The following is a 23156-nucleotide window of genomic DNA, read 5'->3' as shown; positions in this document are numbered from 1 at the left end:
GGCGGGTGCGCGGCGGCCGGTCCGGCTCACTTGCCGAAGGCGAGCATCAGCTTCTCCCTCGCGTCGTCCTTCCCGGTCAGCCGGGTGGAGGAGATGTAGAAGCGCCCGTCGACCCAGTCGACCGACCTGGAGGTGAAGCCGCCCTCGATCCGGGCGGTGCCCGCCGGGTTCTGGAGCAGCTTCGTCGTGGTGCGGGCCGAGCCCGTCGTGGGGATCGACACGACCTGGCCGCCCGCGTCGTACGACGGCTCGACGTACGCGACGAGCTTCCCGCCCTCGATCCGGACCGGCAGCATCGACGCGTCCGCGGGGGACTTCACCCGCCACTTCTCCTTGCCGGTGGAGAGGTCGACCGCGACGATCTCGTTGGCGCCGGTGGCCTCGGTCGGCAGATAGAGGGTGTTCGCGTCCGCCGCCACGCCCTGGCAGCCCTGGAGGTCGCGGTCGAGGACGGCCCAGCCGCAGTCGGGGGCGAAGTCCTCGTCGAATCCGACCTCCGAGCGGAACGTGCCGTCGCTCTTGATCGTGGAGATGTTCCAGGCGTTCTTGGCCTGGTTGGTCAGATAGAGCACGAGCGGATCGACGGAGTACGCGCGCTCGACCGTCCAGCCCTTGTCGAGCTTCTGCGTCCACAGGGTCTTGCCGGTCCTCGGGTCGAGGCCCTGCACCTCGTCGTGCTCGCCGGCGCCGGTGGCGTCGCAGGACGCCACCGAGACCAGCTGCGCGCCGCCGGCGAAGGCGGACGGGAAGCAGTCCGTGCCGTACCTCTTCTTGTCGAACAGCTTCTTGCCGCTGTGGACGTCGTACGCCGTGCCGGACTGCGAGCGGCCGGCCATCAGCGTGTCGCCGGCGAGCGTCAGCTCGATGGAGATCGCGCTGTCGAACAGGGCGCCGTCGGCGACCTCGGCGGTCCAGCCCTTCGCGCCCGTGGCCAGGTCGATCTGCTGGAGCTGGTTGCACTTCGCGCGGCTGCTGACGCCGTCCATGTACGCCACGACGATCTTGTCGTCGGATGTCTTGACGGGAGTGGCCGCGCAGATCTTCTGCGGGAACGTGATCGGCTCCCAGGTCGGCTTTCCGTCACCGACGTCGTAGGCGACGATCTCCTTGTAGGCCGCCTTCACCGCGGTCCTGTCGGTGATCCACATGCCGGGGGCGTCGGCGCCGGAGCCGGGTGCGTCGGGCGCTTCCTTGTACCAGAGCACCTTGGCCTCGCCGGGCTTGCGGCCCGCGTTGAGGTCCTCCGCCTCCGCGCCGCCGCCGTCGCCGTCGCCCGGGTCGACCGGGGCGGTGGGCTTGGCGTCGTCGCTCCTGCCCGCGACCGGCTTGCCGCCCTTGCCGCCCTTGTCCTCCTTGTCGTCATCGCCGCTCGTCAGCGCGACCACGACACCGCCGACGACGAGCAGCGCCACGACCACGGCCCCGACGACCTGCGCGGACCGCTTCCTGAAGGGGTTGCGGGAGCCGGTGGGCGGCGGGGTTCCGGGGGCGCCCGGGAACTGGGGCTGGGGCGGGTAGCCGTAGCCGGGCTGCGGGCCGTAGGGACCGGGCTGCTGGGGTGAGCCGTAGGGGCCCGGCTGCTGGGGTGAGCCGTAGGGGCCCGGTTGCTGTGGCTGGGCGTACGGACCGGGCTGCTGCGGCGGCGGCCCGTACGGCCCCGGCTGCTGCTGGGGGTCGTAGGGACCGGGCTGCCGCGGCTGGTCGTGCCCCGGTCGCGGAGGTCCCGGCGGCGGGGGCGGAGCCGCGCCGAAACCGGGGCCCGGACCGGGGCCGTGGCCGGGACCGTCGGACGACGGCCCGCCCCGCGGCGCTCCGAAACCGCCCTGCGGCGGCTGCTGGTCGGGCGGCTGCGTCATCAGCGTGTCTCCCCCTCGCTCACTGACTTCTCGCCACGCCCTGAGGTACGCGATGGACCCAGAGTCGCTCTCGGAGAGTTCTCAGAGGCTCTGTTCTATCACTCGGCACCGACGGCGCACGGGCGTGCGACCGCCCCTGTTCCCAAGGGAGAACCGGCCCGTGACGCCGTCGTTATGCGCCTTCACGCCCCCTTCACGCGACCTGCGCGCCGCGCGCTCCGAGCGAACCGGGGATCAGGCGTCCTCGGCGAGTTCCAGCCAGCGCAGCTCCAGTTCGTCCCGCTCGCCGGACAACTCCCGGAGCTGGGCGTCGAGTTCGGCCACCTTGGCGAAGTCCGTGGCGTTGTCGGCGATCTGGGCGTGCAGCTTGGCCTCCTTTTCGGTGACCTTGTCCAACTGCCGTTCGATCTTCTGGAGTTCCTTCTTCGCGGCGCGCTGGTCGGCGGCGCTCTTCTCGGTCGTGGCGGCCCTGGCCGGGGCCGCGGGCGCGGCGGCGGCCGCCGCCTCCTCCATGCGCCGGCGCCGCTCCAGGTACTCGTCGATACCGCGCGGCAGCATCCGCAGGGTGGCGTCGCCGAGCAGGGCGAACACCCGGTCGGTGGTGCGCTCGACGAAGAACCGGTCGTGGGAGATGACGATCATCGAGCCGGGCCAGCCGTCGAGGACGTCCTCCAGCTGGGTGAGGGTCTCGATGTCGAGGTCGTTGGTGGGCTCGTCGAGGAAGAGGACGTTGGGCTCGTCCATCAGCAGGCGCAGCAGCTGGAGGCGGCGGCGCTCACCACCGGACAGGTCGCCCACCGGCGTCCACTGCTTCTCCTTGTTGAAGCCGAACGTCTCGCACAGCTGCCCGGCGGTCATCTCCCGGCCCGTGCCGAGGTCCACGCGCTCCCGGACCTGCTGCACGGCCTCCAGGACCCGCAGCTTCGGGTCGAGTTCGGCGACCTCCTGGGAGAGGTAGGCGAGCTTGACGGTCCGGCCCACGTTGACGCGTCCGGCGGCGGGCTGCGTCTCGCCCTCCGTACGGGCCGCCTCGGCCATGGCCCGCAGCAGGGACGTCTTCCCGGCGCCGTTGACGCCGACGAGGCCGATGCGGTCGCCGGGGCCGAGCTGCCAGGTGACGTGCTTGAGCAGCACCTTGGGGCCCGCCTGGACGGTGACGTTCTCGAGGTCGAAGACGGTCTTGCCGAGCCGCGAGGAGGCGAACTTCATCAGCTCGCTGCTGTCGCGCGGCGGCGGCACGTCGGCGATCAGCTCGTTGGCGGCCTCGACCCGGAAGCGCGGCTTGGAGGTCCGCGCGGGCGCCCCGCGCCGCAGCCAGGCCAGCTCCTTGCGGACCAGGTTCTGCCGCTTGACCTCCTCGGTCGCGGCGATGCGCTCGCGCTCGGCCCGGGCGAAGACGTAGTCGGAGTAGCCGCCCTCGTACTCGTGCACGTCACCGCGCTGCACGTCCCACATGCGGGTGCAGACCTGGTCCAGGAACCAGCGGTCGTGGGTGACGCAGACGAGCGCGGAGCGGCGCTCGCGCAGATGTCCGGCGAGCCAGGCGATGCCCTCGACGTCGAGGTGGTTGGTCGGCTCGTCCAGCACGATCAGTTCCTGCTCGTCGATGAGCAGCTTGGCGAGCGCGATACGGCGGCGCTCACCACCGGAGAGCGGGCCGATGACGGTGTCCAGGCCCTGCGGGAAGCCGGGCAGGTCGAGCCCGCCGAACAGCCCGGTCAGCACGTCCCGGATCTTGGCGTTGCCCGCCCACTCGTGGTCGGCCAGGTCACGGATGACCTCGTGCCGGACGGTGGCCTCGGGGTCGAGCGAGTCGTGCTGGGTGAGCACACCCATCCGCAGCCCGCCGTTGTGGGTGACGCGACCGGAGTCCGCCTCCTCCAGCTTGGCGAGCATGCGGATCAGCGTGGTCTTGCCGTCACCGTTACGGCCGACCACCCCGATCCGATCACCCTCGGACACGCCGAGCGAGATGCCGTCGAGGAGGGTACGGGTGCCGTACACCTTGCTGACGTTCTCGACATTGACCAGGTTGACGGCCATTTCACTCCTGCGCAGGGGGACGGTCAGCCTCCCAGCCTAGTGCTCACCGGTCGCCCGCCGATCCCCGCAGGTCGGAGCCGGCCCCAGGATGCCCTCGACCGGCACCGGTCTGCGCCGCCCTGCGTTCCTCGTAGCGCCACATCGCCCGTACGAGGCCGGAATCCGGCCACCCGTCGACATCGAGCGGCCGCAGCCCGCCGACGGCCGCCTCGCAGCGCGGATCGTCCCGCCGCGCGAGGCCGTAGGCGGCGTGCACCCGGATCTCCCGCTCCTCGTCGTCGAGAAGACCGGCAAGTACGTCGGTGAGGCCGGGTGCCTCTCCGTGGCAGTGCGCCAGCCGGTCGGCCGCCCGCTCGCGCACCTCGGGGCTGGGATCGCGCGCCAGTGTGTACAGGGCGTCGAGTTCCACGTCCGGCACGCGTTCCCGCTCGTGCCGCAGATTGTCCGGCACCTCCCGGCGCACCCGCGGATCGGGATGTCCGACGTAGGACAGGGCGACGGTCTCGCGCTCCGGGGCGGCCTCCGAGGCGCCGTCCTCGGACAGCCCGCTCAGCACCAGGGCGAGCACCTCGGCATCCCGTTCCTGCTCGGCCCAGGGCAGGAACACCTGGGATGCGGACTTGTCGACGGTCGGCCGGTCCGGCGGCGGGGCGAACCCGATGACCAGGCACCGCAGCAGGTCCGCGGCGAAGAGGCGGTGCAGCCGGTCCGGGTGATCGCGCAGCGCCTCCGCGGCCGCCCAGGTCTCGTCGTCCCGGCGCCCGGCGAGGTGGACGACGGCGTCGGACCAGACACCGTGGTCCCGGTCCGGGCGGGTGAGTGCCCGCGCGAACAGTTCATCGAACGGCGTACGGATCCGGAAGCGCTCCTCCAGGACGGTGAGGACGCCGGGATGACCGTCCCACACGGTCTGCCCGCCGAGCGAGTACCGCTCGTAGTGGCAGTACCAGCGATCGACCCGTGCCCTGCTCCGCCGCACCGGCCCGTCCGCCCCCGTCCTTCGGCGCAGTTCGGCCCCGAGGTCGGCGTCGGCCCAGTACCGGGCGCGGGCCAGCAGGCCGGCTCGCGCGCAGGCGTCGAGACGCACGACCTCCGGCAGCAGGCCGAGGACCATCCACGAGGCGCCGCCGTCCACCGCCCTGGTCAGCGGGGTGTCACCGCCGGGCAGCCCGGGGTCCCCTCCCGGCACGCCCTCCAGCGTCCGCAGCGGATCGGCCCCGGCGTCGAGCAACGCCTCGGCGACGGATTCGTCGTACGCGGCCACGGCGAGGCAGAGCGGGGGCAGACCGTCGGCGCCCGGGTCGCACGCTTCGGGGTCGGCCCCGCGGTCCAGCAGGTCACGTACCGCGTCCACGTCCCCGCGCCGGACAGCCACCGCCAGGTGCTCGTCCGTTCCCATCCCCGCCCCCTCGTCCCGGCCTCCGGCGAAGCCGCCGGGGAGCCTAGGCGGGCGGAATCGGGAGCGGCAAGCGGATTTGGCGGACGGGCAGGCCGGTGGACAGGCCCGCGGGCCGACGGCTTCGCGGGGGCGTGCCGGACCAAGTGTCAGGCGTGGGGCACGATCGTGGCCCCCGGGGCAGGCCCCGACGCCGTGCGTACGGTGCGGCAGGTGCCTGAGGCGTCGAGTGCGCGTGCCACCTCGTCCGCCGCCGTGGGGTCGCGTACCAGGAAGGCGGTGGTGGGGCCGGAGCCCGAGACCAGCGCCGCGAGGGCGCCCGCGGTCCGGCCGGCCGCCAGGGTGGCGGCGAGCTCCGGGAACAGGGAGAGGGCGGCGGGCTGGAGGTCGTTGGAGACGGTGGCGGCGAGTGCGTCGGGGTCGCCCGAGGCGAGGGCGTCGAGCAGTTCCTGGGAGGCGACCGGCTCGGGGAGGTCGAGGCCCGCGCCGAGCCGGTCGAACTCCCGGAAGACGGCCGGGGTCGACAGACCGCGCACGGCCATCGCGAACACCCAGTGGAAGGTCCCGCCGGCCTCCAGGGCGGTCAGCTTCTCGCCGCGCCCGGTGCCCAGCGCCGCGCCGCCGACCAGGCTGAACGGGACGTCGCTGCCCAGCTCCGCGCAGATGTCGAGGAGCTCGCCGCGGGGGGCGTCCGTGCCCCACAGCGCGTCGCACGCCACCAGCGCGCCCGCGCCGTCCGCGCTGCCGCCCGCCATGCCGCCGGCCACGGGGATGTCCTTGGCGATGTGGATGTGCACATCGGGCGTACGGCCGTAGCGCGCGGCGAGCGCCTCGGCCGCGCGCGCCGCCAGGTTCGTCCGGTCCAGCGGGACCTGGCCGGCGTCCGGACCCGAGCAGGTCACCCGCAGCCCGTCGGCCGGGGTGACCGTGACCTCGTCGTACAGGCCGACCGCCAGGAAGACGTTGGCCAGGTCGTGGAAGCCGTCGGGACGCGCGGCGCCCACGCCGAGCTGGACGTTGACCTTGGCCGGGACTCGTACGGTGACGCTCACTGGTGACCGGACTCCTCGTCGCTCTCGATGCCGGCCTCGGGCTCCGCCCCGCTGCCCGCCTTGGGCTCCGCCTCGACGCCCGTCTTGTGCTCCGCGATGCGCGCGAACTCCTCCACCGTGAGGGCCTCTCCGCGTGCCTGCGGCGACACCCCGGCCGCGACGAGCGCGGCCTCCGCGGCGGCGGCGGACCCGGCCCACCCGGCGAGCGCGGCCCGCAGCGTCTTGCGGCGCTGGGCGAACGCCGCGTCGACGACGGCGAACACCTCGCGCTTGGTGGCGGTCGTACGGACCGGCTCGGCGCGGCGGACCAGGGCGACCAGTCCGCTGTCGACGTTCGGCGCGGGCCAGAAGACGTTACGGCCGATGGCACCGGCCCGCTTGACCTGCGCGTGCCAGTTGGCCTTCACGGAGGGGACGCCGTACACCTTCGACCCCGGCGCCGCGGCCAGCCGGTCGGCGACCTCGGACTGCACCATCACCAGGGTGCGCTCGATGCTCGGGAAGGTGTCGAGCATGTGCAGCAGCACGGGGACGGCGACGTTGTACGGGAGGTTCGCGACCAGCGCGGTCGGGGCGGGGCCCGGCAGCTCCGTGACGTGCATCGCGTCGCAGTGCACGAGCGCGAACCGCTCGGCGCGCTCCGGCATCCGGGCCGCGACGGTCGCGGGCAGCGCGGCGGCCAGGACGTCGTCGATCTCCACGGCCGTGACCCGGTCGGCGGCCTCCAGCAGCGCGAGGGTGAGCGAGCCGAGCCCCGGGCCGACCTCGACGACCACGTCGTCGGGGCGGACCCCCGCGGTGCGCACGATACGGCGGACCGTGTTCGCGTCGATCACGAAGTTCTGGCCGCGCTGCTTGGTCGGGCGGACACCGAGGGCGGCCGCCAGTTCGCGGATGTCGGCGGGGCCCAGCAGGGCGTCAGAGGGGGGGCTGCTCACGGCACCAGGGTACGGGGCCGCGGGCGGCCCCCGGTCCGGTCACCGGCCGCGCCCGCTCAGCCGCGCAGCCGCGCCCCGCAGTGCGGCCAGGGTGCCGCGCCCCGTCGCACGTACAGCTTCTTCGCCCGCAGCGTCTGCTCCGCCGCCGACGCGTCCTGCGGCCGGCCGCTCCCGCCGAGGCTGTGCCAGGTCTGCGTGTCGAACTGGTACAGGCCCCCGTACGTCCCGGACGGGTCGACGGCGTTCGGCCGCCCGCCCGACTCGCAGGCCGCGAGGCCCCGCCAGTCGAGGTGGTCGGCGCCGTGGGCCGACGGCGGCAGCGGCTTCGTGCCGACCTTCACCAGCTCGGCGCGTGGCTCCCGCACCACCTCGGACCGCTCGCGCCGCGGCTTCTGCCGGACGCCGTTGACGGTCCGCAGGGCGTACGTGACCCGTCGCAGCCCCGGCCGCCCGGCCCGCTCGACGACCTGCGTGCCCTTGAACAGCGAGGCGTCGTCGGTGTGCCGTACCGCGAACGGGATCGCCTCCTCCCGGACCTCCCGGCCGCCGGTGATGCGCAGCACGGTCACCGTCTGCCCGTCGCGCGGGAAGCTCTCGCCCGGGACGGAGGTGGTGTCCTGGCCGTGCAGGGTGATCCCGGCCTGCTCGACGGCCTCGCGCACGGTGGAGGCGTTGGTGCGTACGGTGCGGGCCCGGCCGTCCGCCATGACCGTCACGGCGCGTTCGGTACGGACGTCCAGCGCGAGGCCCTCGCGTCCGATGCGCCGGGAGCGCGAGGTGGACAGATACGCGCCCTCGGCGCGCACCCCCAGCTGCCTCAGCGCCTCCTCCACGGTGTGCGCCGTCGTCCACAGCTCGCGCCGCCGGCCGTCGATCGTGAGCCGGACGGGCCGCCCGTAGTGCACCGCGACCTCGTCGCCGCCGCTGAGGGCCGTGCCGGGGGCGGGCACCACCCGGTCGTGCGGCCCGACCGGCACGCCCTCCTCCGCCAGCAGTTCGGTCACGTCGTCGGCGAAGGTGTGCAGCGTGCGCGGCCTGCCGTCGACGTTCAGCTCGACGGCCTTGTCGTCGGCGACGAAGGCGGTGGTGCCGCCGGCCAGGAAGGCGACGACCAGTGCCTGCGGCAGCAGGCGGCGCACCTGGCTGTCCGCGCGCTCGGCGTACCGGGGCTTGCGCCGACGCGCGGAGCGCCGGTTCGCTCCGACGCGCTCGATCAGCGTGGGCACGTCGTCCGCGCTCACCGTCTGACGCGGGAGCGTCGCCGCGAAAGCGTCGAACACCTCGGCCGTCTCGAAGGCCTCGGACGTCTCGTACACCTCGGACGCCTCCAGCGCCTCGTACGCCTCGTACGCGGGCCGGTAGGTGTCCTGGTACGCGTCCGGACCGGACTGATACGGCCCGGACGCGTGGTACACGCCGTACGCCAGCGTCGGCGCGCTGTGCACGTCGAAGCCGGCGTCGGGCCCGGGGCCGGGGTCCGGGTCGGGCTCGGGGCCCGGTCCGCCGTAGTCCCCGTACGGCTCATGGGGCTCGTACGTCTCGTACGTCTCGTACTGCGAGTTGCTCACGCCGACACGCTCCAGAAGGCCAGAGGGGTCCGGATCGGGCCCCAAGAACCTAGCGGAGCGGCCGTCACTCTCCAAAGCGACGCGACTACGTACGGTTCGCGTCAGTAGTCGAAGGCGCGGCCCGTGTTCGCCGCCAGGGCCGTGGCCAGCGCGTCCTCGTCGATGCCCCGCACGGCGGCCAGGGCGCGGACCGTGACCGGAATGAGATACGGGGCGTTGGGCCGTCCGCGGTACGGGACCGGGGTCAGGAAGGGCGCGTCCGTCTCCACGAGGAGCAGTTCGAGGGGGGCCACGGCGACGGCGTCCCGCAGATTCTGGGCGTTCTTGAAGGTGACGTTGCCGGCGAAGGACATGAAGTATCCGGCGCGGGCGCAGACCCGCGCCATCTCGGCGTCGCCGGAGTAGCAGTGGAAGACGGTCCGCTCGGGAGCGCCCTCCTCCTTCAGTACGCGCAGGACGTCGTCGTGGGCGTCGCGGTCGTGGATGACGAGCGCCTTGCCGTGCCGTTTGGCGATCTCTATGTGGGCGCGGAAGGACCGCTCCTGCGCCTCCTTGCCCTCGGGCCCGGTGCGGAAGTAGTCCAGCCCCGTCTCGCCGACGCCCTTCACCTGGGGCAGCGCGGCCAGCCGGTCGATCTCGGCGAGCGCCTCGTCGAGCGCGGCGGCCCCGCCCGCCCGGCGCGCACCCTGCCGCGACCAGCCGTCGGGGTCGCCGTGGACGATCCGCGGGGCCTCGTTGGGGTGCAGGGCGACGGTCGCGTGGACGCTGTCGTGCGCGGCCGCGGCCTCGGCGGCCCACCGCGAGCCCTTGAGGTCGCAGCCGACCTGGACGACCGTCGTGACGCCGACCGACGCGGCCTTCGCGAGGCCCTCCTCGACGGTGCCCGACTGCATGTCGAGGTGCGTGTGCGAGTCGGCGACCGGCACCCGGAGGGGTTCCGGGAGCGGCGGCGCCGCGTTCTTGTCGTCGTTCGAAGGCATACCCCGATCCTACGAAAGGGGCATGCCCTCGCGGACCGCGCGGGGCGTCAGCTCGCCCTGCGGTGGAACGGGTGCAGGAGATCGGACAGCTGCCAGTGATGGTGCGTCGCCGCGGCCTCGGCCGCCGGCCGCTCGGGCTGTTCCGGCTGCCCCGCGAGCCGGGTCTCCGCCGTCTCCGACTCTGACTGTGACTGTGGCTGCGACTCTGCCTGTGACTCCGACCGCGGCCGCGCCTTCGCGTGCGCCGACCGCGGCTGGCGGTGCAGGAGGTTCTGCACCGAGGACACCTGGCCCGCGCGCATGATCCGCACGATGTGTCCGTCGCAGTTCACGCAGGCGGGACGGGTCAGCGGAGACGGCACGACCCGTCCGCCCGCCACGTACAGCACGAACGCGTGGCCGTCGGCGTCGGTGTGGTGCTCTATCTCGTACGACTGTTCCCAGCCGTGCCCGCAGCGCATGCAGGCGAACGCGTACGACTCGTTGACCACGGCCGTCGCTCCGCCGCGCGGGCCGGTCCGCCCTGAGATCTCACTCATGCCAGCTCCTGTTGGTCCGCTGGACAAGCGCCCCCGGGCAAGGGGATTCCCCCCGGAATTCCCTTGGAGGCGCGGGACGGGTGCGTCCCTGCTCCCAGTGGACGCCTTCACCGGCGCGGACGCATCAGGCCTGTCGAGTGTTGGAGCCGATTTGGACCTTCCTTGCCAAAGCGGCCTCGGCCGCAGGCCTGGGCTTTGCCTTGGAAGAGTCCCCTTTGCCCGTGCATGGGGCGGACGCTCAGCGTTCCGCGTTCTTGGCCGCCACCACCGCGTCGAACACCTCGCGCTTGGGCAGCCCGGCCTCGGCCGCCACCGCCGCGATCGCCTCCTTGCGGCGCTCCCCGGCCTCCTCGCGCACCCGCACCCGGCGCACGAGTTCCCCGGCGTCGAGCTCCTGCGCGCCCCGCTCGGGCGCGCCCTCGACGACGACGGTGATCTCGCCCCGTACGCCCTCGGCGGCCCACTCGGCCAGTTCGCCGAGCCCGCCCCGCCGGACCTCCTCGTACGTCTTGGTCAGCTCGCGGCAGACCGCGGCGCGCCGGTCGGCGCCGAACACCTCGGCCATGGCGGCGAGGGTGTCGTCGAGCCGGTGCGGGGCCTCGAAGTACACGAGCGTCCTGCGCTCCTGCGCCACCTCGCGCAGCCGCGACAGCCGCTCGCCCCCCTTGCGCGGCAGGAACCCCTCGAAGCAGAACCGGTCGACGGGCAGCCCGGACAGCGCGAGCGCGGTGAGCACGGCGGACGGCCCGGGTACGGCGGTGACCTTGATGTCCTTCTCGACGGCCGCGGCCACCAGCCGGTAACCGGGGTCGGAGACGGACGGCATCCCCGCGTCGGTCACCAGCAGCACGCGCGCGCCGCCCAGCAACTCCTGGACCAGTTCCGGCGTCCGGGCCGACTCGTTGCCCTCGAAGTACGACACCACCCGCCCCTTGGGCATGACGCCCAGCGCCTGCGTCAGGCGCCGCAGCCGCCGGGTGTCCTCGGCGGCGACGACGTCGGCGCCCGTCAGCTCGGCGGCGAGCCGGGGCGGAGCGTCCTGAAGGTCGCCGATGGGGGTGCCCGCCAAAACAAGGGTTCCAGTCACGTCACCATCCTCCCAGGGGCCGGCGCCCGGTAACGCATCCGGACCGGTAGGGCCCATGCACGGGACTCACACAGAACGGTTCCCTACGATGGCGCGGTGACCAGTACCGCGTCCTCCACGGACATCCGGCAGGGCCGGGCCCCGCACGATCAGCGGCCGTCGTGGCAGCAGCGGCTGCGCCGATTCGGCTACTCGCCGGCCGGGGGGCCCGGAGGCGACGTCCGCGAGCGGCTCGTACCGCCCTACGCCGAGCCGAGTCCGCGGCTGTGGGCGGCGCTCGGCGTCCCGCGCACACTCGCCGACCGGCTCGCCCGATGGTCGGGCTGGGGCGGCCCGCTGCTGGTCACCGCGCTGGCGGGGGTGCTGCGGTTCTGGAACCTGGGCAGCCCGAAGGCGGTGATATTCGACGAGACGTACTACGCCAAGGACGCGTGGGCGCTCGTCCACCGCGGCTTCGAGGTCAACTGGGACAAGAACGCCAACAACCTGATCCTCTCCTCGGGCGGGCATGTCACCATCCCGTCGGACGCGGCCTACGTCGTGCATCCGCCGGTCGGCAAGTACGTCATCGGGCTGGGCGAACTGATCTTCGGATTCGACCCGTTCGGCTGGCGGTTCATGACGGCGCTGCTCGGCACGCTCAGCGTGCTGCTGCTGTGCCGGATCGGCCGCCGGATCTTCCGCTCCACCTTCCTGGGCTGCCTGGCGGGCGCGCTCATGGCGGTCGACGGGCTGCACTTCGTGATGAGCCGGACCGCGCTGCTCGACGGCGTGCTGATGTTCTTCGTGCTGGCCGCGTTCGGCTGCCTGGTCGTCGACCGCGACCGGGCCCGCGCGAGACTCGCGGCGGCGCTGCCGGCGGACGCGGACGGCCGGGTCCGGCCGGACGCGCACCTCGCCGAGACCACCCGCCTCGGGTGGCGTCCCTGGCGCTGGGGGGCCGGCCTGATGCTCGGCCTGGCCCTCGGCACCAAGTGGAACACCCTGTACATCCTGGCCGCGTTCTGTGTGCTGACGCTGTTGTGGGACGTCGGCTCGCGCAAGGTCGCCGGCGCGCGCAACGCGTACCTGCCCGTCCTGAAGTACGACACGGGCATCGCGTTCCTCGCCACCGTCCCGGTCGCGATCGCCACCTATGTCCTGTCCTGGACCGGCTGGATCCTCTCCCCCGACAACGGCTCCGGCGGCTACTACCGCAACTGGGCCGTCACCGACGGCAAGGGCAGCAGCTGGTCCTGGCTGTTCCCGGACTGGTGGCGCAGCCTGTGGCACTACGAGCACGAGGTCTACGAGTTCCACGTCAACCTCTCCTCGCCGCACACCTACCAGTCGAACCCGTGGAGCTGGCTCGTGCTGGGCCGCCCGGTGTCGTACTTCTACGAGTCCCCCGCGCCCGGCGCCGACGGCTGCCCGGCCGACGCGGGCGAGAAGTGCGCGCGGGAGGTGCTGGCGATCGGCACGCCGATGCTGTGGTGGGTGGGCTGCTTCGCCCTCCTGTACGTGCTGTGGCGCTGGTTCTTCCGCCGCGACTGGCGCGCGGGCGCGATCGCCTGCGGCATCGTGGCCGGCTACCTGCCCTGGTTCATGTACCAGGAGCGCACGATCTTCCTCTTCTACGCCGTCGTCTTCGTGCCGTTCCTCTGCCTGGCGGTGGCGATGCTGCTCGGCGCGCTCGTCGGCCCACCGGGTTCGAGCGACACCCGCCGGGTCGCCGGCGCGACGGGCGCGGGCGTCCTGGTCCTGCTCATCACCTGGAACTTCATCTACTTCTGGCCCCTGTACACCGGCCAGGCCGTCCCGATCGACGACTGGAGATCGCGGATGTGGCTGGACACCTGGGTTTAGCTGCGCATACACGCCAGGACGGCCCGGCAGGATGCCGGGCCGTCCTGGTCGTTGTTGGTTGTCCGAGGCCGTCATAGGCCACCCTCAGACGGCCCGGAGACGGCCCAGCTGGTGCGGTCGGCAGGTTTACAGGCCGCGCGGAGGACGCCCCTCGAACTGCGGTTTCACAGCCCACAACCGCTGTCACCCCACGTCCGCCCCGCCGGAAGATCGCTCTGGTAACCAGTCAGCCAGGATCATCGCCGCATCGTCTGCCAAGTCGCCACCGGCGTGACGGATCAGCGCCTGGTGCAGGCGCTCCAGGAATTCCGGCGGGGTGGTGTCGACGCGTATCCCCTCCATGATTTCCGGCAGAGCGAAGAACTCGCCGTCCCGATCGCGGGCCTCGATCACACCGTCGGTATACAGCAGCAGACGGTCACCAGGGGTGAACGCATAGCTCTCAGGCTTCACGGGGAGGTCGGTGACGAGGTCTTCCAGGCCGAGAGGTGGCGACGGCAGGCCCGGCATCAGCGATGTAGCACTGCCCTGGTGCAGCAGCAGCGGTGGTGGATGTCCACGGTTGATCAACTGCACCACGGGTTCGTCCGGCACCTGCGCGATGAGCGCCGTGGTGAACCCTTCCAGCAGAACCTCCTGGCCATACGCACCCGGCACGGCGAATTCCCGTCGCAGCGCAGCCGCGCAACGATTCATAACGTCGAGCAGGTCCTCCTCGTAGTGCACGGCTTCCCGGAACGCACCCAGCACCACCGCGACGGCTCGCACCGCGGACAGTCCCTTGCCTCGGACGTCCCCGACGATCATCCGGACGCCGTACCGCGTCTGCACGGCCTCGTACAGATCACCGCCCACCTGTGCTCCCGTCCCAGCCGCAAGGCACAAGCTGCCGGCCAGCACTGGGCCCAGGCATGCGGGTACGGGCCGCAGCACGACCTCCTGGGCCGTTACGGCGATCCGGCGGACCTGGTCGAGCTCTCTCTGCCTGCGCTCCTGCACAGCGCGGCTGCTGATGAAACTAGCCACGGAGACCAGGGCCAGAGCCAGGAGATTGGAATAGACCTGCTGGGTGCCCCATGCCCCGTTATAGGTCGCGGTGGTCACGCTGATCGCCAGTGCGAGGGCCGCCGCCGCGGTGGTGCCCTTGGGTCCCAACGCCACTGCCGCCAGCGCCGGGACCGCGGTGAGAAGGGGGCCGGTATAGATGAAGTGCGCAAGCGTGAGCTCGATGACCAGCACGGCCAGCGCGATCAGATAGGGCACACACTGCATCAGGGTGAAGCGGACCCGGTTATGACCACCTGCTCCTGGCCGTGGAGGTGAACGCAAGAGCGACCTCATGCACCAAGCCTGCCCCGTTGCACCCCTCTGCTCCACCCTGCCGGCCGCCCAGGGCAGCCCAGAGACCGGCCCGGCCCTTTTACAGCGGGCTAAGTCCGCTATTTGTGACCTGCAAGTTTGCCTCTGCATGTCGCTGCTGGGGGATACCTGGGGAATCAGCGCCTGTTCCAGGCCTGCTCTATGTCCCGAACAACCTGAGGCCGGGCTGGGCGCGCGGGTACGGTCGGGATGTTGCATGCGACCGTGTTCGGGGGAGTTGTGGTGGCGGACGGGGCGGCGCGGTTCGGCGCTAATGGCGGGGATCACGTCGATTTCCGTGGCGGCTCGTTCGCTGGCCCGGTCACAGGCAAGGAAATCCACGAAGTCCACCACCACTCCGCTGCCCGGCGGCCCGCAGTCGTGTGGCCGCATCAGGTGGGGGTGATCCCGCCGAGGGCGGGCTGTTTCCAGACCCGCGCCGAAGCGTTCCGGCTGCACGAGGAACTCACGGGCGGACGAGCCGCGGTCCTGGTGGGGCAGGACACGGCCCGTGGTCGGGTACTGGCTGGCATGGGTGGGGTGGGCAAGACCCAGCTGGCCGCCGACTACGCCCGCACCGCCTGGCAGAACGATGAACTGGACCTGCTGGTGTGGATCAACGCGAGCAACGCCAGCACAGCCGCGTCCGGGTATGCGCAAGCCGCCGTGGAGATCCTGGGTGCCGACCCGGCGGACCGGGAAGCGGCCGCTCGCGCGTTCCTGGCCTGGCTGGAGCCCAAGGCGAACGCCTCGCCGTGCCGGTGGCTGGTCGTCCTCGACGACGTCACCGATCCCGCCGACCTGAACGGGCTGTGGCCGTCGGCCGGCCCGCACGGCCGGACCCTGGTTACCACCCGCCGCCAGGACGCCGCCCTGCCTGGCCGACTGATCAAGGTCGGGCTGTTCACCGAGGACGAATCCCTCGCCTACCTCACCTCCTCGCTGGCCATCCGTGACCGCCAAGAGCCCGACGAACAGCTCACCGCGCTCGCCAGGGACTTGGGGCACCTGCCGCTCGCGCTGTCACAGACCGCTGCCTACCTCATCGACGCTGGCATCGGCGCCGCCGCCTACCGGGAGCTGCTGGCCGACCGTGCCACCCTGCTCGCCGACACTGCCCCCGAGGCCCTGCCCGACGGTCAGACCCAGACCACAGCGGCAGCCTGGTCCCTGTCCGTCGACCGCGCCGACACCCTCCGCCCGGTCGGCCTGGCCCGCCCGATGCTCCAGTTCGCCGCGTTCCTCAGCCCCAACGGCATCCCCGAAACCGTCCTGACCAGCGCCCCCGCCCTCGCCCACCTGACCCGGCATCGCGCCCACACCAACTCTCAGGCAACACCCCCGCCCACACGCCAGCCGGGAGAACGGGGCAAGGCTCCCGTGTCCGTCACTGCGGCCGAGGCGGCTAGAGCTCTGCGGGCGCTGGACCAGCTCAGCCTCATCGACCACACCCCCGCCACCCCTCACCAGGCCGTCCGTGTCCACCAAGTCATCCAGCGCGCCACCCGTGACACGCTCACCCCCGACCAGTACGACCAACTCGCCCGCACCACCGCCGACGCCCTCACCACTGCCTGGCCCGCCATCGAACGCGACACCGAACTCGCCCAGACCCTGCGCGCCAACGCCACCACCCTCACCAGCACTGGCGGAGATGCCCTGTACCGGCCCGATGCGCATTCGGTGCTGTATCGGGCTGGACGAAGCCTCGGCGAAGCTGGCCAGGTCACCGCCGCCAAAGCCCACTTCCATCGCCTGACCGAGACCACCGTCCAGCACCTCGGCCCCGATCACCCCAACGCCCTGACCGCTCGTCACAACCTCGCCCGATGGCGAGGCGAGGCGGGAGATGCGGCCGGCGCCGCAGCCGCGCTGGAGGAGCTGCTGGCCGACCAGGTCCGGGTGCTGGGTGAGCACCACTCCCACACTCTGACTGTCCGTCACAACCTCGCCCGGTGGCAAGGTGAGGCGGGAGATGCGGCCGGCGCCGCAGCCGCGCTGGAGGAGCTGCTGGCCGACCAGGTCCGGGTGCAGGGTGAGCACCACCCCCACACCCTGACCACCCGAAGCAACCTCGCCCGGTGGCAAGGTGAGGCGGGAGATGCGGCCGGCGCCGCAGCCGCGCTGGAGGAGCTGCTGGCCGACCGGGTCCGGGTGCTGGGGAAGGACCACCCACACACCCTGAACACCCGCCACAACCTCGCCCGGTGGCGGGGGAAGGCGGGAGATGCGGCCGGCGCCGCAGCCGCGCTGGAGGAGCTGCTGGCCGACCGGGTCCGGGTGCTGGGGAAGGACCACCCTGACACCCTGACCACCCGCCACAACCTTGCCCACTGGCGAGGCGAGGCGGGAGACGCGGCCGGAGCCACAGCCGCGCTCGAAGAGCTGCTGGCCGACCGGGTCCGGGTGCTGGGAAAGGACCACCCACACACCCTGAACACCCGCCACAACCTTGCCCACTGGGGTGGCGAGGCGGGAGACGCGGCCGGAGCCACAGCCGCGCTGGAGGAGCTGCTGGCCGACATGCTGCGGGTGCTGGGGAAGGACCACCCCGACACCTTGAACACCCGCCACAACCTTGCCCACTGGCGAGGCGAGGCGGGAGACGCGGCCGGAGCCACAGCCGCGCTCGAAGAGCTGGTGGCCGACCATGTCCGGGGGCTGGGTGAGCACCACCCCGACACCCTGAACACCCGCCACAACCTCGCCCACTGGCGAGGCGAGGCAGGAGACGCGGCCGGAGCCACAGCCGCGCTGGAGGAGCTGCTGGCCGACATGCTGCGGCTGCTGGGGAAGGACCACCCCGACACCCTGACCACCCGCCACAACCTCGTCCACTGGCGAGGCGAGGCGGGAGAGACACCCCGCGCTTGATCGCTCTCGGCTGACATCCTTACCCACAGGGTCCGTCCATCGCACCGGACGTCAGTCATCCGAAGGAGCATCGGCGTCCAACGATCGGCAGTTTTACAGTCCCCTCAAAGCGAAACCTCTCGGGTGGTGGTGACCTGCGGAAATAGACGTGTGATCGCCCGACCGTCACGCGGTCGTCCACGCCTCGTCCAGGCTCCGTGTACGTCAGTACTCGAGCTCAGGGAACGGAAGCTTCAGGAGCCCCGCCAGGGCGTACATGATCTGACTCATATCAGCGGTCGACAGCAGCTCAACTGGTTCCTGCCCGACAGCGAACTGGACGTCAACCGCGCGGAGCTGGTCTACGAGTGCCAGGGTCTCGATACCGTCGACGACCACCGCCGGACGAAAAATCGCGGACTGCGCACTCGTTGACGTTGGAACCACCAAAGCCGTTGACCACCCCGCGTACGGGTGGGCCACCACGATCGCGTACCGCCTGCCGATCTGCTCGTGGCCGCGCTTATCGGTGGGCTTGCCGAAGTTGAACTCGTAGACAGCTCCTCGGATCACCGGTTCGCCGCCCGTCGGCGCAGCGCGCGAAGATGCTGGAGCTTCCAGTTCGCGGCTGGAGTCGGGGTGAACTGGTGGGTAGAAGCTGTGACCGTGGTCGACCCTCCACTGTGTAGGGGGAAACGGAAGCGGACTTTCGGAATGTCCACCGTGTTCTGCACGTCCTGTAGGTGGAGTCGGACGCCCCGCTGGTCAAAGGCTGCTAGTTGTGAAGTCGCCACGGATGCAAGGAGTTCGGCTTCCCGCTGTACTGCCTCAAGTGTATGTGCAAGGAAAAGCCCGCTTCCGGCGGTCGGGTCGAGTACCTCCGCTGGCAGTCGAGGCGCCACGCGTTGGACGATCCCCTCGCCCTCGTAGAACTTGAGGAGATCCCGGACGGCGCTGGCGGGAGTGGGAGCCAGCCACCGTTCGTGGTCAGTCTTCCTGCGATGAGGGACTGGGTCTCTATCCTCAGCCGGCGCACTCGCTGCCGCAGTCGCAGCCTCAGCAATGTCGAAGAGTTCCTGCTGAGGGGCCTGCTCGGACTCCCGAGCACCCACCCAGTCGTTCTCAAGGCGAAGGTCGACACGGTTCCCTTCGCCGTCGAAGCCCCACTCGTCGGGCTCCAACGACAGGTCCTCGCCACTCGCGGCGATACGTTCCATGTCCTGGCGCGCCTGGTCTTCCCACCTCTGCCGCTCCAGCGCCCGCAACCCCTGGCGGAGAACATCCGCCTCCGACTCGCCCCGGCGCATCAACCGCCGGATGATCCGGGCGTCAGCGTCCGTGGGCTCGTATACTGCGCTCATCTGGCGAGCCTACTCCCGGTGTAAGCGCACGGGAACCAGACGTGTAAGCGCACGGGAACCAGACGGGAAAATCCAGGGTAGTCGCCCCGCTACTCCAGGAATCCCAACGCCGAGTCCGGCCGACACTTCGAGCATGGCGGAACCTGCCGACGCAACGCGTCCAGCGACTGCGCCCGAGTTTCCGGAGAACGGCGCTTCCCCGGGGTCCTAACAGTCGCCGCGGTGCACAGCGATCAGATTCCCGCGATTCAAGCCCTGCCCGTCCCACCACTCAGGGGCCGACGGACGCCTTCTCCCTCCAGGCACACCCTTCGCGGGTGCCGCTGACCTGCACAGATACGCATGCCTGCACCCACTGCCCTCCAGTCGTCCGCGTCTCGTCCACCGAACACGTTCGGTGGACTGCCGGAACCCTACGTCTCAGGCAGCGCTGCGCCCCATCCGCTCCGTGGGCTCGCCCCCCCAACACTCCGTGGGCTCACCCCCCCCAATACTCAGAGCGCCGGTCGTCCGCTTCGCTGGGGGCGGAGCACCCGTACGTCCCATGCGACTGCTTGGACCGGTCGTAGCTCTCGACCTACTGGAAGGTGTCGCAATTATCCTTGAATAACATCGGTACGCACCCCCGGAATCGCCATATGAGTGATCACCTCACCGTCGACGGCCCGACATCCAGCGAACGTCACCTCCGTAAGGCCTTCTAGCTTTTTGAAGATCAGAGGGTCTGTAGGCACGACGCAGGTGTAAAGGTTCAATTGCTTCACTGACGGCAAAGTCTCACTGGATTCCGTGAACCAAGCATGCACGTCATACCAGTAGAGAGAAAGACTTTTGAGGTTACTCATCGCTGCGATCTCTTGAAAACCTAGCGCAGTAGCCTCCCCGGTACCGACCAAATGCACGTCCCGCAGGCCCGTGAGGTCGGCAAGGGGGCTCAGGTCAATTGCCGCTCCAACGTGGGATAGGCTAATGGCCTGAAGTTTAGGAATCGAACACAGGACGCCGAGGTCGAATCCTTCGGTAAGAGGTAGAGCCACGGCAATTAGCTCTTTGAGGCCCGCGATAACCGACTCCCCCTTAATCGGCCCGTCGCCAAATAGCATGAGTTCCTGCAATTCCGAATGACCCTGGAGGCCGGAGAGATCACCCCCCTCTAGCAAAGTTATCCAGAGCGCTTCCAGCGACGAGACCTCAGAAAGGAATCCCAGGTCCCCAACCGGATGATCCACGCGGAGACGCGTCATCGAACGCAATCGACCTAGACTAGCCAACTGGCCGGAATGAGTGAGCAAAACATCATGTCCGGCCAGCGGCAGCCGAGAAAGAATCGCGTCAGTGTACGCATTTGCATCAAAATATCTCCATGCATGGATGAGTGCATCTATAACACCCCCGCGTCGATCCTCGACATATCCCTTCAATAGTTCCAGAGCGTCCTCACCTCCGATCAGAGCCCCCGTCCGTACCGTCTGTATCGCGGCTGTCTCTGTCAGTTGCGACAAGGACCGTGGCAACCAGCGCAGCAGACTGGGACCCACCGCCGCCAGTGCGGGAGGATCCGTCCTGCGGCGTGCCGGAAGCAGCATGGTCACGGCCTCGTCCAACCGAGTCGCGATCCCGCCGGTCACAGAAGGCAACGTCTCCTGGCAGGCTGCCGCTAGCAGTCGCAGTGTGCGCGCGTGGCGAGGTTCCTCCATGGCACGGTCGAGAATGCCTCCGAGTAACTCTTCTCGTTGGCGGGTGTTTGCGTGGCCCGCCGCCATGATGATGGTCTCTCGCCACAGGTCCAGGTGCGCTCGGCCAACTAGGTTACCAATGCGGTCCTCCTCCGCGGCCTCATTAGCGGCCAGGTACTCCTGAAAGGTCCGGTGCACGAAGTCCATGCGCCCTTCTGCGGGCGACCGAAGAACACCAGAACGGTGACGTAGTTGCTCCAATACCTGCTCGCCGTCCAGGACGTCCAAGTGGCGCATCGTCGTCAGTTTGCCCCCGACATAACCAGCGGCCCTCTCCAGTTCGATCTCACTACGGTTGTTGTCCGACAACCGCCACGCGAGGTCCCTGAGTATGACGAGTTTGTCGCCGAGGCTAAGTTTACTGTCCACGGCACTCGGCACATTCCTGTCAGCATCCCGGTCATGGACCAAGGTGTGGAGGGCATTGCGATACAGCTCCATGCGATCACGCGGCAGTTGACGTCCCCGGTTCAAGTGCATTGCGCAGAGCATGGCGGCTAGCAATGGCGTGCTCGCCAGCGATTGGAGGTGCGTGCGGTCTTTAAGGCTGGTGAGCAGTGACTGCTCATACTGTGGCAGTTCCTCTACGGCGCAGGGTAGTTCACCACCCAGATCTCGTACCGCTTGGTGCCACTGCCGTACAAATGCCGCCAGATCTGGAGGAGCCATTCGGTCCAAGTGGAGGGCCTGAAAGTCCTCACGTCGTAGCCAGTCCGCACTGGCCGCCGCCGGGCGGGAGGTGACGACCACACGTATACCGCTGTACTGCCCCAACAGCTTGCGCAGCCATTCCCGTACCGCCCGGCGTTCCCGGTCAAGTAACTCGTCCACACCGTCAAGCAGGAGCAATGTCTCACCGCCATCGAGCTGACGTTCCACCCACCCCCTTGGCATGATGCCAGCAATGGGCCCGGCAACTCCATCCAACATCGCTTCTGGAGTAGGTGGCGTACGTCCACTGTATTCACGCAACTTGATAAAGATAGGGACGAGTCCATTCCAGGCGGCCAGCTTGCCTGAGAAAGCCCCGCGCGCTGCCGTGACAGCAAGCCATCGCAACAATGTCGTCTTGCCTGAGCCAGCTTCTCCCCGCAGCAGGACCCGAGAAGCACCGCTCAACGCAGCTTCGACCCGCATGCCGGAGCTCTCGCCGGCCGCTTCTTCCCACAGGCTCATGTCAGGTCGAAGGAGCGGCAGCGACCGGGCAGCGCGCCGGAGTTGCCCGTCGTCCGCCGTCGCCCGCAGGCTGACGTACGCAACCGACAGCCGGACGCGGGGGGCGGTCGCCTGGCCGGACGTACGACGGAAGAGCTCCACTTCGTCAAGGTCTCTGCTGACCAATTCCAGGTACATGCGGCGAAACGCCATGTCGTGGTCAGCACCTTCCGGCGCAAGCAGTGAACGGTCCGGAAGGCGTTCCAACAGGCGCGCTACCTCAGTGCCCAGTGTTGCCGTACGCGCCAGCAATTCCCCCGCTGCCCGCTCCTCGAAGACCGGAAGACTCCGGACGATGCGGACGTAGTAGTCCACGCACTCAGCGAAGAGCACCTCGTACAAGTGCGTTTCCGCCTCGTTCAAACCGACCGGCGCGGTCACGGAACCGGTGATGTGGCGGAGCAGTTCCGTTGGCCGTGTATTCGCGTCAAGGAGGGCCTCGTCTGAGAGATCCGCCCGCGTGAGCGTGTCGGACACCGCGTCGATCACAGCCTGACGGCCGCCGTCGTCCAAGCGCTGGAACGCGTGCTTCAAGAACGGTTCCAGCCGATCGAATACCGCGTTCGTTATCTGCTCGAACTGCTGCCTCACCTCACGCTGGAGCCTCATGCCGGGGACCCTCACCCGGACAAGTTCCTCCATCGGCAGCAACCGCTCCTGCTCCCGCTGCTTGCCTCCCAGCCACAACCGCCCCGCCGCGTTTGCCACCGCCGTACCCAGCCGTAACGCTGCCGTCTCCGCGAGCATTGGTACCCCCTCCTTCACGTGACGCAGGCATTGTGACAGCAGATAACGGCAAAGGGGCGTTCTCCGCCGGAAAAGGACACCTTTACCGACCTTTGCCATCGTGGCCACCCTCCCTAGGTTTCGACAAGGCAGGGGCGCTCCTGGCATAGCAGCCTTACAGCAAGCTGGCCTCCAAGCGCCCGACCTGCGGCTTTCGCCACTGAGGGGAAGATGGGGGCCCGCCCGAGGCGCCTAGCGCCCGGACAGCCACTGAGCCAGTGGCGGGCCCGCCGCTACGACTGCGAGGGCAGCACCAAGAGGTAGAGCGAAGGAGGGGAAGAAATGGACGAGTACCCCAACTACCACAGCTACGGCCGCGAGGGCAGCCACGAGAGCACCCCGTCGGGACGTCCCGCGACGGGGCGGCATGCTGCGGGGCCCGACGCCTCGCACCCTCGCTTTCCTCAGAAGTTGAGGCCTGGGGATCAGTCGGTACTGTCATTACTGGGGTCTGGTGCAGGTTCAGGTGACAGGTTCGGTCACGCGGCCTGGAGGGCCGATGTGATCATGACGGTCTCGAATTCGACGGGGGTCAGCCGGCC

At 70.0% G+C, this 23156-nt stretch carries 16 protein-coding genes; 2 read left to right on the top strand and 14 right to left on the bottom strand.

The genetic code is table 11. From position 1 onward, the window contains the following. Positions 1 to 26 precede the first annotated feature (26 nt). The 9 genes from ACWCQK_RS25435 to rsmI all read right to left on the bottom strand — a co-directional run bounded on the left by ACWCQK_RS25435 (position 27) and on the right by rsmI (position 11459). Positions 27 to 1856, bottom strand: a complete 1830-nt coding sequence (locus ACWCQK_RS25435; protein ID WP_451158581.1) for an outer membrane protein assembly factor BamB family protein — start codon at positions 1854 to 1856, stop codon at positions 27 to 29. A gap of 234 nt (positions 1857 to 2090) precedes the next feature. Then, entirely contained in the window at positions 2091 to 3899 is a 1809-nt protein-coding gene (locus tag ACWCQK_RS25430) for an ABC-F family ATP-binding cassette domain-containing protein (protein ID WP_451158579.1), read from the bottom strand. 43 nt (positions 3900 to 3942) lie between these two features. Then, the gene (locus ACWCQK_RS25425) at positions 3943 to 5298 is read right to left on the bottom strand and encodes a HEAT repeat domain-containing protein (RefSeq protein WP_451158577.1); all 1356 of its coding nucleotides are present in this window, start codon (positions 5296 to 5298) and stop codon (positions 3943 to 3945) included. A 146-nt stretch (positions 5299 to 5444) separates the two neighbouring features. Then, the gene (locus tag ACWCQK_RS25420; protein ID WP_451158575.1) at positions 5445 to 6347 is read right to left on the bottom strand and encodes a 4-(cytidine 5'-diphospho)-2-C-methyl-D-erythritol kinase; all 903 of its coding nucleotides are present in this window, start codon (positions 6345 to 6347) and stop codon (positions 5445 to 5447) included. Next, positions 6344 to 7285 (bottom strand): 16S rRNA (adenine(1518)-N(6)/adenine(1519)-N(6))-dimethyltransferase RsmA, encoded by a 942-nt coding sequence (gene rsmA, locus ACWCQK_RS25415; RefSeq protein WP_451158573.1) that lies wholly within the window; start codon positions 7283 to 7285, stop codon positions 6344 to 6346. The genes ACWCQK_RS25420 and rsmA overlap by 4 nt, the downstream gene beginning before the upstream one ends. 56 nt (positions 7286 to 7341) lie before the next feature. Then, the gene (locus ACWCQK_RS25410) at positions 7342 to 8853 is read right to left on the bottom strand and encodes a ubiquitin-like domain-containing protein (RefSeq protein WP_451158571.1); all 1512 of its coding nucleotides are present in this window, start codon (positions 8851 to 8853) and stop codon (positions 7342 to 7344) included. Positions 8854 to 8954: 101 nt separating this feature from the next. Beyond that, a complete protein-coding gene (locus ACWCQK_RS25405; RefSeq protein WP_451158569.1) occupies positions 8955 to 9833 on the bottom strand; it encodes a TatD family hydrolase in 879 nt (292 codons plus the stop codon). Positions 9834 to 9880: 47 nt separating this feature from the next. Beyond that, positions 9881 to 10372, bottom strand: coding sequence for a hypothetical protein (locus ACWCQK_RS25400; protein ID WP_451158567.1), 492 nt, complete (start codon positions 10370 to 10372; stop codon positions 9881 to 9883). A gap of 238 nt (positions 10373 to 10610) precedes the next feature. Beyond that, a complete protein-coding gene (rsmI, locus tag ACWCQK_RS25395; protein ID WP_451158565.1) occupies positions 10611 to 11459 on the bottom strand; it encodes a 16S rRNA (cytidine(1402)-2'-O)-methyltransferase in 849 nt (282 codons plus the stop codon). Between the two features lie 96 nt (positions 11460 to 11555). Between rsmI and ACWCQK_RS25390 the strand changes: the two genes are divergently transcribed. Next, entirely contained in the window at positions 11556 to 13304 is a 1749-nt protein-coding gene (locus ACWCQK_RS25390; protein ID WP_451158563.1) for a dolichyl-phosphate-mannose--protein mannosyltransferase, read from the top strand. 183 nt (positions 13305 to 13487) lie between these two features. On the opposite strand, the gene ACWCQK_RS25385 is transcribed toward ACWCQK_RS25390, so the two are convergent. Further along, positions 13488 to 14576: a PP2C family protein-serine/threonine phosphatase gene (locus tag ACWCQK_RS25385; RefSeq protein WP_451158561.1), complete on the bottom strand. Its 1089-nt coding sequence runs from the start codon at positions 14574 to 14576 to the stop codon at positions 13488 to 13490. A gap of 489 nt (positions 14577 to 15065) precedes the next feature. Between ACWCQK_RS25385 and ACWCQK_RS25380 the strand changes: the two genes are divergently transcribed. Then, a complete protein-coding gene (locus ACWCQK_RS25380; protein WP_451158559.1) occupies positions 15066 to 17537 on the top strand; it encodes a tetratricopeptide repeat protein in 2472 nt (823 codons plus the stop codon). 204 nt (positions 17538 to 17741) lie between these two features. On the opposite strand, the gene ACWCQK_RS25375 is transcribed toward ACWCQK_RS25380, so the two are convergent. From ACWCQK_RS25375 to ACWCQK_RS25360, 4 genes are all read right to left on the bottom strand, one after another. Further along, complete coding sequence (locus tag ACWCQK_RS25375) at positions 17742 to 18089, bottom strand: type II toxin-antitoxin system PemK/MazF family toxin (RefSeq protein WP_451158557.1); 348 nt, start codon at positions 18087 to 18089, stop codon at positions 17742 to 17744. Next, complete coding sequence (locus tag ACWCQK_RS25370; protein WP_451158555.1) at positions 18086 to 18877, bottom strand: hypothetical protein; 792 nt, start codon at positions 18875 to 18877, stop codon at positions 18086 to 18088. Before ACWCQK_RS25370 ends, ACWCQK_RS25375 begins: the two co-directional genes overlap by 4 nt. 89 nt (positions 18878 to 18966) lie before the next feature. After that, positions 18967 to 19107: a DUF6233 domain-containing protein gene (locus ACWCQK_RS25365; RefSeq protein WP_451158800.1), complete on the bottom strand. Its 141-nt coding sequence runs from the start codon at positions 19105 to 19107 to the stop codon at positions 18967 to 18969. A 366-nt stretch (positions 19108 to 19473) separates the two neighbouring features. Then, the gene (locus ACWCQK_RS25360; RefSeq protein WP_451158553.1) at positions 19474 to 22575 is read right to left on the bottom strand and encodes an NACHT domain-containing protein; all 3102 of its coding nucleotides are present in this window, start codon (positions 22573 to 22575) and stop codon (positions 19474 to 19476) included. Positions 22576 to 23156 lie beyond the last annotated feature (581 nt).

The organism is Streptomyces sp. NPDC002306 (assembly GCF_053593435.1).
This window is presented reverse-complemented; position numbering and strand designations above follow the sequence as displayed.

What these genes read in the sequence shown, in the direction of transcription:
- ACWCQK_RS25435 (WP_451158581.1), bottom strand. Translation starts at nt 1,856, where the DNA reads ATGACGCAGCCGCCCGACCAGCAGCCGCCGCAGGGCGGTTTCGGAGCG.
- ACWCQK_RS25425 (WP_451158577.1), bottom strand. Translation starts at nt 5,298, where the DNA reads ATGGGAACGGACGAGCACCTGGCGGTGGCTGTCCGGCGCGGGGACGTG.
- ACWCQK_RS25430 (WP_451158579.1), bottom strand. Translation starts at nt 3,899, where the DNA reads ATGGCCGTCAACCTGGTCAATGTCGAGAACGTCAGCAAGGTGTACGGC.
- ACWCQK_RS25360 (WP_451158553.1), bottom strand. Translation starts at nt 22,575, where the DNA reads ATGCTCGCGGAGACGGCAGCGTTACGGCTGGGTACGGCGGTGGCAAAC.
- ACWCQK_RS25370 (WP_451158555.1), bottom strand. Translation starts at nt 18,877, where the DNA reads ATGAGCGCAGTATACGAGCCCACGGACGCTGACGCCCGGATCATCCGG.
- ACWCQK_RS25385 (WP_451158561.1), bottom strand. Translation starts at nt 14,576, where the DNA reads ATGCAGTGTGTGCCCTATCTGATCGCGCTGGCCGTGCTGGTCATCGAG.
- ACWCQK_RS25400 (WP_451158567.1), bottom strand. Translation starts at nt 10,372, where the DNA reads ATGAGTGAGATCTCAGGGCGGACCGGCCCGCGCGGCGGAGCGACGGCC.
- ACWCQK_RS25405 (WP_451158569.1), bottom strand. Translation starts at nt 9,833, where the DNA reads ATGCCTTCGAACGACGACAAGAACGCGGCGCCGCCGCTCCCGGAACCC.